The following is a 16003-nucleotide window of genomic DNA, read 5'->3' on the forward strand; positions in this document are numbered from 1 at the left end:
AGCCGTTTTTGGGGGGCAATTTGAAAATAAATTTTGGGGATTTTGGGCCTTCCCCGCAAAGAATCCCCCCAAAAAGCCCAAAATTGGGGGGATTTGGGGCGGCTGCCCGCCAAGGCAGGCCGCTGCGGCCCTTCTTTTGCCGGTTTTCCCCTTGGCTGCAAAATGCGGAAAGGAATCACGAACATGGAACGAAGGACATTTTTGAAGCTTGCGGCAGTTCTCCCCGGTCTGGCTCTTACGGGCTGCGGCGGCAGCAAGACCCTGCTCTCTGCCAAGGACCCCACCATGCTCAGCATCTGGCATGTGTACGGCGAACAGGCAGACTCGCCCATGAACCGCCTGCTCACCGAGTTCAACGACACCGTGGGCAGGGAGAAGGGCATTCTGCTCAATGTGACCAACATGACCAACAGCGCCGCCATCGGTGGCCAGCTGCAGGATGCCAAGGCCGGGAAACCCGGCGCGCTGGATCTGCCGGACCTGTTCTCGGCCCACCCCTCGGATGCCAGCGCACTGGGCATTGAGACCCTTGTGGACTGGAACGACTGGTTCACCGCCGAGGACATGGCGGCCTATGTGCCCGGCTTTGTGCAGGACGGCATCATTGAGGGGCGGCAGGTGGTGTTCCCGGTGTCCAAATCCACCCAGCTCATCTTCCTCAACGGCTCCCAGTACGCCCGATTTGCGGCGGATACCGGGGCACAGCTTTCCACCCTTGCCACATGGGACGGCTTTTTTGAGATGGCCGCCGCTTACCGGCAGTGGTCGCAGGGCAAGCCCTTCTGCGCGCTGGACTACCCCTTGCGTCTGGTGGAGCTGAACGCGCTGGAACAGGGCAGCGGCGAACTATACAAGGACTGCTGGTACGACCTGACCAATGAAGCTTTCCGTACCTCGTGGATGGAGTTTGCCCGGGGGCTGGTGCAGGGCGATATTCTAATCTCGGACCTGTACTCCAACACGCAGGTGATGACCGGCGAAACGCTGGCGGGCCTTGGCAGCTCCGCGGCCATCCTCTATTATAATGATTTCGTCACCTACCCGGACAACACCACCGAGCCCACCGACCTGCTGCTGGCTCCCCTGCCCCACGCCGCCGGGACCACCACGCCCCTGATGCCGCAGGCCGGTGTGGGCCTGTGCGCCTTTAAGACCACCGACCAGAAGGCCGAAGCCGCCGCTGTGTTCCTGCGCTGGTTCACCGAGCAGCAGCGCAATCTGGAATTTGCCGCCGACACCGGATATATGCCGGTATCCAGCGCCGCCTTTGATGCCATTGCGGACTATCCGTTCGAGCAGCAGAGCTACCAGCGGCTGTACGATGTTTACAACGAGATGCGTCTCCAGAACACCCCCCTGTCCGAGCCGGGCATCGTGGGGTACCACGCCAAGGCAAAAGCCTTGTACGACAGCCTGCGCCAGAAGGACTACCCCCAGCGGCTTGCCAACGGCGAAACGCTGGAAGCCCTGACCGAGGAGACCTGGCAGCTGCTGTGTGACAATGCCTGAACCCGCAGCACAGCCAAAAAGGGGGAACTTTGATGCACTTTTTTGCCCGGCACCGTGAGAATATCCGCCAGAGCTCCATGAGTTCCCGGCTGCTGTGGCCCTGCCTGCTGCTGGCTGCGCTGCTGCTGCTGACCTTTGGCGCGGCGCTGTTCCTGTTTGCCAGCCTGCACAACACCAAAAAGGACACCACCCGCAGCCTGGAGATCCAGTATTCGGTGTTCCAGAACGATATGGAGCGCTATTTTGACCAGCTGGCGGTCATGGGCGTGAACCTCTCTGAGGATATGGGCGCTCTGGTGGACCGGCAGCTTGCCAGCCGGGAGATGACCTTTGACCAGCTGAACGACTCCCCCGAGGTGCTGAACGCGCTGGAGGAGGAGATGATCGAGCCGCTCTGCCGCAGCCTGCGCCGGACCAGCTGCTCCGGTGCCTTTGTGCTGCTGGATGCCACCGTCAATACCCGCATGGAGGGGGCCGGGTACTCCCGCGCCGGGCTCTATGTGCAGAAAGGCGGTGCCGACACCCCCACCGTGCCCCTGCTGCTCTACCGCGGCAGCGCCGATGTGGGCAAGACCCACAGCGTAATGCCCCACCGCAAATGGCGCATGGAATTCCAAACCGACCAGTTCCCGGACTACGACCGCTGGATGACCCCCAGCAGCACCCCGCTGTACCAGGCTTATACGCTGACGGAGCGGTTCAGCCTCCCCGGCACCTCGGAGGAGGTACAGCTGTTTTTGCTGCCCCTGCGGGGCCGCGATGGCACCATGTACGGGCTGTGCGGCTTTGAGATCAGCCAGAGCTTTTTCAAGCAGAACTTTGCCCAGCCCACCGGCTTTGACCACCTGATCTGCCTGCTTGCCCCGGCAGACAGCGGGCTGAACGCCAGCGCCGCCCTCAGCAGCGGCACCACCGACGGCTACTTCCACGCCCCCCGGGACACGCTGGTGCTGCGCAGCATGGGCGGCAGCCTGACCCAATTGATCGGCTCCGACAGCGCCTATGCAGGCATCTCGGAGCTTTGCCGCCTGAGCGAGAACCAGTCCTACCGGCTGGCCGTCTGCATCCCCATGACGGACTACCGCAGGCTGATCTTTTCCGGCAACCTGCAAATGCTGCTGATCGGCCTGTTCATCCTCTTTTTTGTGGTGTTCTGCTGCATGTACTTCCACCAGCACATCCTCTCGCCTGCGTTCCGGCAGTTTGAGGAGGACCGGCGGGAGTCCCGGCGGCGGATGGACGAGCTGCAGATGGAGCGCCAGCAGATGCAGACAGAGCTTTCCCGGCTGGCAGACGTGTGCCGCAACGAATCCGTCCCCGATGCCTTCCAGACCTTTCTGGAGGGCATCCCCAACCTGACAAAGACCGAGCGCCGCATCTTTGACGGCTATGTGGCCGGGCTGCGCTCCCGGGAGATCGTGGAGCAGCTGGACATCAAGGACAGCACCCTGCGCTTCCACAACAAGAACATCTACGAAAAGCTGGGGGTCAGCTCCCTCAAGCAGCTGCAGCAGTTTGCCGCGATCCTGAATTCCGGCGGCAACAGCGCCCCCGACTCCGCCCCGGATGAAAGCGGCCCCAAAAAGGCCCGCTGAACCGCCGCTCCCGCGCCGCAGCTTTCGCTGAAAAGATGCAAAAAGAGCCGCCGCACCTCACACAGGTGCAGCGGCTCTTTTATATTGATTCTAGGTTCCGGACGCTCCGGGGACGCTTCCGGCAGCTTAGTACAGCTTTGCGCCGGCAGGGATGTGGGGATCCACCATCAACAGGTGGAGGCCCTCATGGCCGTCCTCCACCTGTGCCGCCAGTTTCAGCACATCTACCACATTGGTGACCTTCTTGGCAAGGTTCGCTCCGACATATTCACGCATCATCTCGAAGATCTCACACCGCAGGGGCATGGTGTCCACCATTCTGCCGTTCTCCCTGCATGGATTTCCTGCCCCCTCTCGGCGGCGTTTCCAGGCTCTCCCTTGCGGGGTCATCGCCGGGTATCCCATGCAGACGGTCATGCGGTTTTCAAGGTGCGGTGCTGGATCTGGCAATAAAAAATCGCCACACAACAACCTGAACCTAACCATCCCTTCCGGGATGGCCTTGGTTCGGGTTCGTTATGTAGCGATAAGAAAGTCAAAAACTTGCGCCGACTCCTTCGGGAGCCGAGCTGGAACTCTAAGATAAATATGTTATATTAAATTGTTGGGATAGATTACCACAAAAATCGAGCCGTGTCAACGTGAACTTGTCGGGGCAAGGCCCCTCCATCTTGCTGCGCAAGACCGTTCTGCCGCTTAAAAGCCCCACTGGGGCTTTCATTGCTCTGCTGCGCTACGCAAACGCGAACTTTTGAGAACGCGTCACTTTCGGCAGCTTGCAAGAAAAGGCGAGGAAAACTTTGGCAAAAAGAGAGAGGGCTGGACGACGCCTACCCTCTTGACAAAAAGTAATCTGGCTATCCGGTTTTTAAGAATCGTCCATTCTTTAAAGAATTGTCCATAGACAAATCTGCAAGCAGCCTGTAAAATACTTTGCAGGTAGTCAAAGCTAACCTCGAACCACTTGAGAAGGTAATTTCTATATGAAAAAGACACGACTGACGATCATTCTATTGATGATTCTAACGCTTGTTTCTGCAATTATTACGCTTTGCATGGGAGCAGTCCGCATTCCGGTACAAGATACACTATCGATCCTGCTTCGGCACCTGTTCGGGACAGACACAGGCACCTCGGTATCTTTGGCATTTGAACAGATCGTCTGGCAGATCCGAATGCCCCGAATTATTCTGGGCTTTCTGGCCGGAAGCGGGCTGGCGCTCTGTGGCTGCGTGATGCAGGCAGTTGTCCAAAACCCAATGGCAGACCCATATATTCTTGGCGTGTCGGCAGGTGCAACGCTGGGAGCCACTGGTTCGCTCTTTCTGGGGCTGGGCGTGATTTCCGGCTTCTGGGCCTTTGTAGGAGCAGGCGGTGCCTGCTTCCTCGTATTGGCTCTCTCATCGGCGGATGGCAAAACCACCTCAGTCAAGCTGATCCTCTCCGGCATGATCGTCAATGCACTGCTGACAGCATTTTCCAACTTTATCATTGCGGTAGCAGGCGATTCGGACGGTATGATGTCCATCAAGTTCTGGACAATGGGCTCCCTGACCCGCGCCGGATGGAAAAACATCGGCCTTATCACACTGATTGTGCTGGCGGCAGCAGTCTTTTTCCGGACGCAGGCGCAGACGCTGGACGGCCTGATGTTGGGCGAGGAAGCAGCTTCCACCATCGGCATCAACACCTTTCGGTGTCGGTTGGTTTACCTGCTGGTGCTCTCGGTGCTGACCGGTGCACTTGTATCGGTCTGCGGCACTATCGGATTTGTTGGGCTCATCATCCCGCATGTTTCCCGCGCCATTGCCGGCACAGCCCACCGAAAACTACTGCCGATTGCGGCATTATCCGGCGGACTGTTCATGCTCTGGGTGGATGCCATCGCCCGCAGTCTGATTCCCAACACCGAGCTGCCTGTGGGCATTTTCACTGCCTTGGTAGGTGCGCCGTTCTTCGTCTATGTGATGGTGCGTAAAAAATATGGATTTGGAGGCAATTGAATGAGACTGGAAGCGAAAGATGTAAACATTTCGATTTCCGGCAAACCAATTGTACAGCATCTCTCCATTGAGGTGCCGGACCGGAAATTCTCAGCCTTGCTGGGTGCCAACGGCAGCGGCAAGACCACTCTACTCCGCTCCATCTACCGCACACAAAAGATGGACAGCGGCATCGTTCGTCTGGATGACGAGGACATCACACACTTTTCCGGCAAAAAGCTGGCGCGGAACATGGCGGTGATGGGACAATTCAACCAGATCAATTTTGACTATACCGTGCTGGACATCGCCCTGATGGGACGGTATCCGTTTCACTCCCTGCTGGAGCAGGAAAAAGAGCGGGATTATGAGATGGCTTTGGAGGCACTGGACAAGGTAGGCATGAAAAGCTACCGCGACCGGAACTTCCAGTCCCTTTCGGGCGGTGAAAAACAGCGGGTGGTTCTGGCCCGCGCGCTGACCCAGTCACCCAAGATCCTGATCCTCGACGAGCCGACAAATCATCTGGATATCCGTTATCGGTTAGAAATCCTTTCAATCATCAAAGATTTGCAGATCACGGTCCTGGCAGCGCTGCACGATCTGAGCCTTGCAGCACAATTCTGCGACCACCTCTATCTGATGAAACAAGGCGAAATTGTAACGCAGGGCCAGCCTCAAGCGGTGATGACCCCCGAAAATCTGCGCCGAATCTTTGATGTAGAAGCCTGTGTGTACCCCAGCCCAATCAACGGAAGACTGATGATTCAATATCTATAACAAAAACGCGGGAGTACCCCGCAGAAAGAGGAACCTTTATGAAAAAGAAAACCCTGAGTGTTGCTGCCGCGGCACTGGCAGCCGTCATGCTGACCACTGGCTGTGGTCAGACCGCATCTTCTGTGGCATCGTCTGCTGCCGCCTCCTCTGAGGTGGCTTCATCGGTGGCCGAGAGCATCGTTTCTTCCGCTGAGGAGACTGCCTACCCTCTGACCCTGCAGATTTATGACGCTGATGGCAATGCTGTGGATATGACCTACGACCATGCACCGGAGAAGGTGCTGTCCACACAGCTGTCCATGACTGAGCTGCTCATCAAGCTGGGGCTCAAGGATAAAATCGTCGGCGTGTTCGATAATGACAATGCCCTGAAAGGCGACATCGCCGATGAGGTTGCATCTCTAAACAGCCTTGGCGATAAGAAGTCTGTTTCCAAGGAGACCATCCTTGCCACGGAGCCGGATCTGATCCTTGGCAAGGGTCCCCTGATGTTCACTGAAAGCAGCATCGGCACTGTCCAGTCCTATCAGGAGCTGGGCATTCCCGTCTACACTGAGCTGGCTAGCGCTTCCATTGATCAGTCGCTGGATAACATTGTAGAGGATGTGCGGAACATCGGCGAGATCTTCAACGTGCAGGAGACTGCAAACGCTTACGCTGACGAGCTGCAGGATAGAATCGACGCGCTGATGGACAAGGTCAGCGGCCAGAGTGGAGAGCCCCTGAAGGTTCTGCTCATGGCTGGCTACACCGATGGCACCTTCGTGGCCTTCAATTCCAAGATGAGCAGTTGTATGCTGAATGCCCTGAACGCTGAGAATGTTCTGGACAAGGGCGGCAACGGCCTGACTCTGGAGAATCTGGTCTCCATGAACCCGGATATCATCGTCTACGTCCGCGCAGATCGCTTTGGTGCCACCGATGCCGACGCGGTGGAGCAGCTGACCTCCAACGCCGTCGTGCAGGAAGTTCCCGCCATCGCCAACCAGAAGGTCATCGAGATGGATTATGATGACGTAATGGACTACGGTGCACGGGTCATCGATTCTGCTGAGACCCTGTACAACTTCATGTACAGTGCATCTTAACGGAACCTGAAATCAAAAATTTCGGTTATGGCAGAATACGGGTGGGCGGAAAGCCCATCCGTTTTTTGTAAATGCGGCTGAAATAACAGGCATCTCGGTAGCCGACCTCATGAGCGGCCTGTGTCACAGTGTAGTCGCCGGAACGCAAAAGCTCAGTGGCTATTCGGACACGATAATTGATGAGGTAATCGATGGGACGGATGTTTTTGTACTTATAAAAGAGATAGCTGACATGTCCAGCTTTCTCATTGACCTGCTCGGCCAGTGCGTCCAGCGTCAGCGGCTCTGCATAGTGCTCTGCGATGAAATCCAGCAGGATGTTCATAATCTGGCTCTCGTTATAAGTTTCCTCGGGCTGAAAATCTGCAAAAATCTGGGCGAAGAACTCTTCTGTCAGCTTTTCCTGCTGGTACTGACTGCGGATGTCAGCGTCCGGGTGGAGCTTTAGGATCTGCTCCAGAATGGAAAAGGTCTGTTCCGGATTTTTGAGCTTGTGGGAGAACAGCAAAGGCCGGTCGTTTTCGTAGTACATATTGATGTAGTGGAAATCCTGCTCGCCCAAGGCCGAAATGGTCAGGGTCTTGTCGGGACATCCGTGCAGGAATAGTCCTCGCTTGGCAATGAAGGGTTCGTGCTCAAATGAGAAGATGGCCCGACCCGACACCGGAACAATCAGTGCACTTTTCAGGGTGCGGTAGCTATTACTCTCACCAGCGTGCAGGGTAAAGCTGCGGAAGCCGACAGACTCGATTCGGCCCTGATTGTATTCCTGAAATAAAATTTCCAGCGGATTAGGAAGCGCGGATATTTGATTCATTGGGAGCTCCTTTGTGCAAAAGCGGTTAGTTAATGCTAATATAGCACAAAATGCTACCGTTTGTCTATGTGGGGAGCACCCCACACTGCGTAATAATTGACAAAAAAGGGTGGTTATGGATGGATATTCTAAACCTCGGTTCACATCGAATTGGAGCCCGGTTCCCGGAAAAGGGACTGCGCAAAGGCAAAAATCCTGCAATCCTACTCAACGATGGGGAACTGATTGAGCAGTTGAATCTGCGCACGGAACGAGCAGTGTTGGTGGGGGTATACCCCAATAACAGACTTTCAGAGTATACCCCGTGGCCAGAACCGGCTTTTCGACCGGGCACACCGGATTTTGGCGGGCAGCTAGGACAATATCATCGAGAACTGAACAACGAAATTCTCCCGGCGCTTATAGACGAATACGCCCTTGACACGGAAAAACTGGCGTATGGCGGCTATTCGCTGGGCGGTCTGGCTGCAACCATGAGTCTCTGGGAAACAGATGCCTTTGCTGCAGTATTTTCCCTCTGTGGGTCGTTCTGGTATCCGGGTGTTGCCGATTTCATAGAGGAACATGTCCCCAAAAACTACTCCGCACAGGTTTATCTGCAAAATGGTATCCGGGAGGGCGAAGGCCACAACAACCGTCTGTGTGATGCCTATAGCTACGCCCAACGAGTCCACACTGCCCTGCAAGCGACATGTGGAGCTAAAACTGTGCTGGATGACTACGGCCATCATGACCGGCAAAGTGAGCGTCTTAACGCTGCACTGCGTTGGGTGGAACGTGTGCTATGAATCATTGGCGTAAATTTTGGCGTATGCTGAATCAAGGTGCATTTTATAATCACCAGCGACGAGCTGATTTAACCGCAGGGAACGCCGATTGGTAGCATAAAATCCTTATATGAAACAAAAAGCGGCAGCTACGTTGTTTTTCGCAACATAGCTGCCGTATCTTCGTTTTGGGAGTTCGGTGTACCTACTACACCAATCCGTCTATTCACTTCTTACACCACACCGCTTTGTAAGGCTCTTTTTCGGGAAAACGTCCCAAAATTGGTGTAGTTGTGGTGTAGTACCGCAGATGTCGCTTGAAATCTGTTCATAATTTCATCGTATCTGCGTTTTAATTTTGCATTTTACTGCTCAATCGGCTTCATCGTGGGGAACAGCAGAACATCGCGGATGGAGGCGCTGTCGGTGAGCAGCATGACCAGGCGGTCCACGCCGAAGCCCAGGCCGCCCGTGGGGGGCAGACCGTACTCCAGAGCGTTGACGTAGTCGTAATCCACCTGAGCCTTGCAGTCGGGCTCAATGGCCTTGCGCTCGGCGACCTGACGCTCAAAGCGGCCCTTCTGGTCGATGGGGTCGTTCAGCTCGCTGAAGGCGTTGCCGTACTCGGTGCAGTCGATGAAGTACTCAAAGCGCTCGGTAAAGGCGGGATCGTCCGGCTTGCGCTTGGCCAGCGGGCTGATCTCGACAGGATAATCATAGATAAAGGTGGGCTGGATCAGCTTGTCCTCAACAAAGGCATCGAAGAACTCGGCCAGAATGGCACCCTTGGTGGGGACCTCGGGCAGCTCCACATGATGCTCCTTGGCAGAGGCAATGGCATCCTCGTCGGACTTCCAATCGTTGAAGTCCACGCCGGAATACTTCTTCACGGCCTCCACCATGGTCAGGCGCTCCCAGTGGCTCATATCGATCTGCTTGCCCTGATAGGGAATGACCATGCTGCCGCAGATCTTGAGGGCCAGGCGCTTGTACAGCTCCTCCACCAGGTCCATCATGCCGTGGAAATCGGTAAAGGCCTGATACAGCTCGATGCTGGTGAACTCGGGGTTGTGCTTGGGGTCCATGCCCTCGTTGCGGAAGATGCGGCCAACCTCGTACACGCGGTCCATGCCGCCCACGATCAGGCGCTTGAGGTACAGCTCAGTCTCAATGCGCAGCACCATGTCCATGTTCAGGCTGTTGTGGTGGGTGTAGAAGGGACGGGCGGAGGCACCGATCTCAAAGGGGGTCAGGATGGGGGTATCCACCTCCAAAAAGCCCTTCTCGTCCAGATAGGCGCGGATCTCCTTCAGGATCTGGCTGCGCTTGACGAAGGTATCCTTCACCTCCGGGTTGGCGATCAGGTCCACATAGCGCTGACGGTAACGCATCTCGGTATCGGTCAGGCCGTGGAACTTCTCGGGCAGGGGGCGCAGGCTCTTGGCCAGCAGGGTCAGCTCGGTGGCACGAACGCTCAGCTCGCCGGTCTTGGTGCGGAACACCTCGCCCTTGACACCGATGATATCGCCAACGTCCAGCTTCTTGAAGGCGGCATAGGCCTCCTCGCCCAGCTCGTCGCGGCGGACATACAGCTGGATATCGCCCTTGTCATCGCGCAGGTGGGCAAAGCTTGCCTTGCCCATCACGCGCTTGGACATCATACGGCCGGCCAGCGCGACCTGCTTGCCGCTGTCGGTCTCGTTGGGCAGATCCTTGAACTCTTCCTTCAGGTCGGCAGAGTATGCGTCCTGGGGGAACTTGGTCAGGGTGAAGGGATCGTTTCCGGCAGCCTGCAGGTCGGCCAGCTTCTGGCGGCGCACCTGCACCTGCTCGCTCTCAGACAGGCCCTGAGCGGGGTTTCTCTTTTGCTCTTCCATGGTTTCCTCCCGTTCAGGCTCAGTTTGCGGCGTGGGTGATGGCCAGCACTTCGTACTCGACGATCTGGCCGGAGGGCAGCAGGACTTCAGCCTTCTCGCCCACGGCCTTGCCCAGCAGAGCGTGGCCCACAGGGCTCTCGTCGCTGATCTTGCCGTTGATGGGGTCAGCCTCGGTGCGGCCAACGATATCGTACTCCTCGGCCTCATCGTCACCGATCATCTTGATGGAAACGTGGGTGCCAACAGCAACGCTGTCCACGCTCAGCTCGCTCTCGTCGATGATCACAGCGTTCTTGACCATCTGCTCCAGCTCGGTGATGCGGTTCTCCACCAGACCCTGGGTGTTCTTGGCTTCATCGTACTCGCTGTTCTCAGAAAGGTCGCCGTGGCTGCGGGCTTCCTTGATCTCCTCGGCCAGCTCCTTGCGGCGGACCGTCTTGAGGTATTCCAGTTCGTCCTGCATCGCCTTCAGGCCGGAAGCGGACATCTTGATTTCTTGTGCCATTTTGGATCTTCTCCTTGTCTATTGGATTGACGCAGCCGCAAAGCCGCGCACGAATGCTATTATGACTGTTCTATTATAATAGCAAGCCGGGAGCTTGTCAATAAAAACCACGGCGCTAGAGCGGAAAAAGCGGCGGTTTCGGCTCCCGCCCCTATGCAGAAGCGCCCCACCGGTTCCCCGGCAGGGCGCTTCCACAGGTTATTTGGGAATAGAGAATGGTTAGGTTATGGGGGCAACCCCCCAGTCGCTTTCAGCGACAGCCCCCGCTAATAGGGGGGCCCTTGGCATAGCGGATAGTTTCACCTTTTTGCCAAGGCCGCCCCTATTAGGGGCGGTGGCATCCCGAAGGGATGACGGTGGGGTTTACTTTTCCTGTGCCTTATTCCACACGCGGATCACTTCAACACGGCTCACGGAATCGGTATCCACATAGGTCTCGCCGTTGTCCTTTGCGGCCTTGAGCAGATCGTTTTCCACAGCCCAGGCAATGGCCTTCTGGGTATCGGTTGCATCGGCGGGCAGAACTGCGGCGGGTGCGGGCTTACCGGCATGGTTCCACACCAGCAGGGCCAGCTCGGCACGGTTTGTGGGGATGGCAGTACCGGCGGGCAGAGCGGTTTTCAGGTACAGCTCCGTGCTCAGCTGGTAGCCCTGCCATGCCAGAATGGCGGTGCCAACAGCGGCAGTGCCAACCACTGCGGTGGTGCCCAGAATGTTGGGCTCGTCCTCCTCAATGGAGGCATCCTTTGTCATGGCTTCGATGGTCACACCACCGGCAGGCATCTGGAACTTCAGGGGGTTGTTCTTGACATCCACATCCAGCGTTTCATCGGTGGTAATCGTCCACTGGTCAAATGCAACGGCATCGCTCTGGCTGGTGTAGGTCACGGTCACGTCAGCCTTTTCGGGCACTTTGGCGATCAGCTCGCCCTTGTCGTTCTTCTCAGCCTTGATCTCTTCGTCACCATTCTTAATGGTAACATCAGCATTCTTGACGGTCAGGGTGTAGAGCTTGGTTGCAGGGGTCAGTTCGGCGGCCTCTTCGCCAACAACGACCTTTGCATCCGCATTGCAGATGGTCTCGTCATTGCTGTCGTTCACTGCAATACCAAAGGTGTAGCTGCCGGTCTTTTTGTAGGTCACATTCAGGGTTGCTTTGATATCACTGCTTCGGGAAGTCAGTTTCATCATCTGAGCCAACTTCTGAACAGTGTATTCTTTCTCGGTCAGTTCCTTGCCGTTCAGTTCTACCTTTTCAACTTCATCACCGTAGGTGAAAGCAACACTGCCATTGAGAATCTTGTTCATATCAGTACCGGGGGCAATGGCAATGTTCACATCAACGGGAGTATTGACCAAGTAGTCGCTCTTGGAGGTGGTCACATCCATCTTGCAAGGGATTATAACCAGCCCATCTTGACGAAGCTGCTCATTATTGCCGCCATGCGAATCCTCTTTATAATTAATTCCAGTGAAGTTTTTGCTAGTGCCATCCGTCTTGCCATCAAGAGGAACAAAGGGAGCGCTTACAAGAGCATTCCACTGATCGGCTGTTCCGGCATAATAAACTTTTGTCAGCGAAATCGGCCTACCAAATGCCGCAACTTCAATTCCTTTCAAAGATGCAGGGAAAGTAACCGTTCCGAGCGCACAATTGTAAAATGCTTTCCTGTAAATTCTTTCAGTGTTAGAAGGAATGACAACATTCATAAGTGAAGTACAGTTCTCAAAAGCACCCCAACGAATATCTGTAATCCCTTCTGGCAGATCAATCCTTTCTAGGCTCGAACAATTCGAGAAGCACTCCATCTCAATTGTTGTGATTTTGCTATTACCTTCAAAAGTAATATCATTTAGCCCTGTACAATTTGCAAATCCCCACCATTCAATCTTTTCAACATTCTCTGGAATATTAACACTTTTCAAAGACTCACAATGATAAAAAGCACCCGAGCAAATATATGTCACCGATTCTGGAATTTTAACTTTTTGAATCTTGCCACAGGTTGCATTCCAATACTTAAAATTAGAATGATATTCTGCTGCAAACGCGGCCTGTCCGATTTTACTCAAAGAATGTCCGTCAAACTCGGCAGGAATATCAACTTCATAATTATTTGCCGCAAGCACATCTTCCGAGCCAATGTATTGTACCAACGTTGCAGTGTCATCATCATTTACACTATACACAAAATTTCCATCTTGTGTTTTTATTCCATCCGTATGAAACTCACCGCTTTTTGCATTATCTGCAAACGCTGACACCGGAAATAGTGTAAGTAGCATACATACTACAACCAACAAGCTGACGAAACGCTTTTTCATAAAAATCCTCCTTTTATGAATTACTCCCAAAATATAACCATGCCCGCACAAAGCAAAAAGAGCGCCGCACCGGCCAAATGGCTGGTACAACGCTCTGCGTTTTGTACTTTGGGAATCTACCGCCCCTTGAGGTGATGCCCATGTGCGGTATGGTTGAGAAAGTGCGGCTGGCTGCCATATTACAGGCCCTGTAGCTTTGCGTCGCAGCCTTTCGACTGGTTTGCCGTTTTTTCTGTTTCAACGTGGCATCTTACACAAAAATCATAAAACTTTTTTTTTTTTTTTTTTTTGTCAATAACCCAAAAGCATCTTTGGCAAGTTGCACAAAAGCGATAGTGTTTGTATGGCATTTTCGGATAGCAGCATCGCCCCGGGGAGAAGTGTTCCGTTTGGGAAATGATGGCGTGTTTCCTCGCTTTTTCGTTGAAATATGCCAAGTTTTATGATATAGTAGTAGTCGTTTTTACGTTTCACTCCCCTATTCTCCCCGCGGAAAGGAAGCTTCCATGAACCTGACAAAGCAGTTCTTCAAGTATGTGTCGCAGAATATTTTCGGTCTGATCGGCACATCGTGCTATATTCTGGCCGACACCTATTTCATCGCCCAGGCGGCGGGCACCGACGGCGTGACCCTGCTGAACCTCTGCCTGCCCATGTACAACCTGATCTTTGCCTTCGGCTCGATGATCGGCCTGGGTGCGGCCACCCGGTACGCCATCCTGCAGGCGCAGGGCGAGGCGCGGGCGCAGCGGTTTTTTTCCAACGCCATCCTCTGCGCCTGCCTGATCGCCATCCCGTTCATGCTGGCGGGCGCGTTCTGCCCGGGCACGCTCCTGCAGCTCATGGGCGGCGATGCGGACATCGTGGCGCTGGGCCTGAACTACACCCGCATCTTCCTGCTGTTCACCCCCTTCTTCATGTGCAACTACATCTTCTCGGCCTTCGTCCGCAACGACGGCGACCCGTCCCTTGCCATGGTGGCCACCCTGAGCGGCAGCCTGTTCAATGTGGTGTTCGATTACATCTTCATCTTCCCCATGGGGCTGGGCCTGCCCGGCGCGGCGCTGGCAACGGCCATCTCGCCGGTGCTCAGCATCGCCATCTGCAGCCGCCACTTCTTTCAAAAGAGCAACACGCTCACCTTTGTCCGGCAGGCTCCCTCGGCCCGGCTGCTGGTGCAGAGCTGCCAGCTTGGCATCTCCGGTTTCGTCGGGGAGCTCTCCTCTGCCGTGACCACCACCGTGTTCAACTTCCTGCTGCTCCGGCTGGCGGGCAACGTGGGCGTGGCCGCTTACGGCGTGGTGGCAAACTTTGCGCTGGTGGCAACAGCCATCTTCAACGGCGTGGCCCAGGGTGCCCAGCCGCTGATCAGCCAGTGCTACGGCAAAAATGAGATGGCCGGAGCAAAAAAGCTGCTTCTGCTGGGCTGCGGCACTGCGCTGGCGCTGGCGGCGGTGTTGTACGGTGCCGTGTTTGGCTTTACCGATACCTTTGTTGCCCTCTTCAACAGCGAGAGCTCTGCTTTGATGGCCGAATATGCCCACAGCGGTATGCGCATCTACTTCCTGGGCTACTTCTTTGCAGGCTGCAATATTGTTGCGGCGGGCTATCTGGGTGCGGTCAACCGCCCCACCGAAGCCACCATCACCTCGGTCAGCCGGGGCGTGGCCGCCATCGTCACCTGCTCGCTGATCCTGAGCGCCCTGTTCGGCATGAACGGCGTGTGGTCGGCCTTCCCCGCCGCCGAGGCCATCACGCTGGCCCTGACGGTGTTCCTGCTCAAGCGCCCGCAGTCTGTGTGCAGCTGAACGCCACCACGGAAAAGAGCCGGGTGCTGCCCCGGCTCCTGAACATTTTAAATATACAGTGCCTGCTCCCGCTGGCTTTCCGCCGGGCTGAGGGGCCGCGCTGTCTGACCGGCCAAGGCCCGCCACTGTGCGGGGGATTGGCCGGTCTCTTTTTTGAACACCCGGCACAGGTAGTTGGCCCCCGAGAAGCCGCACAGGCTGGCTATGACATCCAGCGTGTATTCCCGGTGCAGGAGCAGCCGCATGGCTGCTTCCACCCGCACAGTGGTCAGGTAGCGCCCCGGGGGCACCCCTACGGCGGCAGTAAAGGTGCGGACAAGGTGGCTCTTGGAGACTCCCAGCCGTTCACTGAGCTCCTCCACACCGTACAGGCCAGCGTAGTTCTGGCGGATATCCTCAATGGCGGCCTCCACCAGCGGCGGCAGGGGCGGGGCGGCGCTGTCGGCCCCCGCAAGCTCACAGAGCAGGGCAAAGGCCAGCTGGCTGGCAGCCCGGCTGCGGGGCGTGTCGGCCTCGGCGGCAAGGCGGCCCAGCAGCTCTGCGGCGGCGGGGCAGGTCTCGCCCCGGGCCAGGAACGGCAGCTCCGTCAGCCCGGCAAGGAACTGCACCGCCGCCTGTCCGGTCAGCTGGATGCAGAGCAGGTGGCTCTCCCCTTCCGGGGTCAGGGTCAACGGGGCACGGCTCAGTACCAGATGGCCCGCCGCCGCGCTCTGGGGCGGCAGGATCAGTGCGCTGCCCGCCGGGGAGGGCGAGGCATCGGTCAGGCTGGCAGTGCATCTGCCGCTGGAGATCAGGCAGACCCACAGCCCCTCGCCGGTCAGGGTCAGGGGTTCTTTGGGCTGGATATCCCGCACCACGCCAAGGGCTGCGGTGCTTGTCCAATCATAAAGCAATATCTGACACCTCGAATCAATAAAATGCTATTTTATATCACAAAGTTATCTGTTATT

13 protein-coding genes, 1 pseudogene and 1 riboswitch are annotated in these 16003 nt (G+C 56.1%); of the genes and pseudogenes, 7 read left to right on the forward strand and 7 right to left on the reverse strand.

Translation table 11 applies throughout. The annotated features are described in order from the left end of the window. Positions 1–183: 183 nt before the first annotated feature. Together GXM22_RS12535 and GXM22_RS12540 are read left to right on the forward strand one after the other, a co-directional pair. Positions 184–1509 (forward strand): ABC transporter substrate-binding protein, encoded by a 1326-nt coding sequence (locus GXM22_RS12535; RefSeq protein WP_035394859.1) that lies wholly within the window; start codon positions 184–186, stop codon positions 1507–1509. A gap of 32 nt (positions 1510–1541) precedes the next feature. Beyond that, positions 1542–3104, forward strand: coding sequence for a helix-turn-helix transcriptional regulator (locus tag GXM22_RS12540; protein ID WP_005935398.1), 1563 nt, complete (start codon positions 1542–1544; stop codon positions 3102–3104). A 126-nt stretch (positions 3105–3230) separates the two neighbouring features. Here the strand turns inward: GXM22_RS12540 and GXM22_RS12545 are convergent, their stop codons facing one another. Continuing rightward, entirely contained in the window at positions 3231–3422 is a 192-nt protein-coding gene (locus tag GXM22_RS12545) for a hypothetical protein (protein ID WP_035394857.1), read from the reverse strand. A 698-nt stretch (positions 3423–4120) separates the two neighbouring features. Between GXM22_RS12545 and GXM22_RS12550 the strand changes: the two genes are divergently transcribed. The 3 genes from GXM22_RS12550 to GXM22_RS12560 are packed head-to-tail and all read left to right on the forward strand — an operon-like array spanning position 4121 to position 6954. Further along, the gene (locus GXM22_RS12550) at positions 4121–5107 is read left to right on the forward strand and encodes a FecCD family ABC transporter permease (protein WP_050762819.1); all 987 of its coding nucleotides are present in this window, start codon (positions 4121–4123) and stop codon (positions 5105–5107) included. Then, a complete protein-coding gene (locus tag GXM22_RS12555; RefSeq protein WP_005935386.1) occupies positions 5108–5866 on the forward strand; it encodes an ABC transporter ATP-binding protein in 759 nt (252 codons plus the stop codon). 38 nt (positions 5867–5904) lie between these two features. Beyond that, positions 5905–6954, forward strand: coding sequence for an ABC transporter substrate-binding protein (locus GXM22_RS12560; RefSeq protein ID WP_005935382.1), 1050 nt, complete (start codon positions 5905–5907; stop codon positions 6952–6954). Positions 6955–6979: 25 nt separating this feature from the next. Here GXM22_RS12560 and GXM22_RS12565 read toward each other — a convergent pair whose 3' ends face one another. Next, on the reverse strand, positions 6980–7771 hold the full coding sequence (locus GXM22_RS12565) for an AraC family transcriptional regulator (protein WP_005935380.1): 792 nt from the start codon (positions 7769–7771) through the stop codon (positions 6980–6982). Positions 7772–7890: 119 nt separating this feature from the next. Between GXM22_RS12565 and GXM22_RS12570 the strand changes: the two genes are divergently transcribed. Beyond that, positions 7891–8559, forward strand: a complete 669-nt coding sequence (locus GXM22_RS12570) for an alpha/beta hydrolase-fold protein (RefSeq protein WP_050762817.1) — start codon at positions 7891–7893, stop codon at positions 8557–8559. Positions 8560–8903: 344 nt separating this feature from the next. On the opposite strand, the gene lysS is transcribed toward GXM22_RS12570, so the two are convergent. The 4 genes and pseudogenes from lysS to GXM22_RS15475 form a co-directional block, all read right to left on the reverse strand. Then, positions 8904–10415 (reverse strand): lysine--tRNA ligase, encoded by a 1512-nt coding sequence (gene lysS / locus GXM22_RS12575; protein WP_005935370.1) that lies wholly within the window; start codon positions 10413–10415, stop codon positions 8904–8906. Positions 10416–10434: 19 nt separating this feature from the next. Beyond that, on the reverse strand, positions 10435–10920 hold the full coding sequence (gene greA, locus GXM22_RS12580) for a transcription elongation factor GreA (protein WP_005935367.1): 486 nt from the start codon (positions 10918–10920) through the stop codon (positions 10435–10437). Between the two features lie 363 nt (positions 10921–11283). Then, complete coding sequence (locus tag GXM22_RS15310) at positions 11284–12309, reverse strand: hypothetical protein (RefSeq protein WP_035394855.1); 1026 nt, start codon at positions 12307–12309, stop codon at positions 11284–11286. A gap of 189 nt (positions 12310–12498) precedes the next feature. Further along, positions 12499–13245, reverse strand: a pseudogene (locus GXM22_RS15475) (leucine-rich repeat domain-containing protein); the annotation flags it as partial. Positions 13246–13404: 159 nt separating this feature from the next. After that, positions 13405–13480, reverse strand: a riboswitch (cyclic di-GMP riboswitch). Positions 13481–13751: 271 nt separating this feature from the next. Between GXM22_RS15475 and GXM22_RS12590 the strand changes: the two are divergent. After that, positions 13752–15053 carry an MATE family efflux transporter gene (locus GXM22_RS12590; RefSeq protein WP_005935362.1) on the forward strand — a complete coding sequence of 434 codons (1302 nt, stop codon included), beginning with the start codon at positions 13752–13754 and terminating at the stop codon, positions 15051–15053. Between the two features lie 47 nt (positions 15054–15100). On the opposite strand, the gene GXM22_RS12595 is transcribed toward GXM22_RS12590, so the two are convergent. Continuing rightward, the gene (locus tag GXM22_RS12595; RefSeq protein WP_099357283.1) at positions 15101–15946 is read right to left on the reverse strand and encodes a helix-turn-helix domain-containing protein; all 846 of its coding nucleotides are present in this window, start codon (positions 15944–15946) and stop codon (positions 15101–15103) included. Between the last annotated feature and the right edge of the window lie 57 nt (positions 15947–16003).

This window comes from Faecalibacterium duncaniae, assembly GCF_010509575.1.
GTDB classification, from domain to species: Bacteria; Bacillota; Clostridia; order Oscillospirales; family Ruminococcaceae; genus Faecalibacterium; species Faecalibacterium duncaniae.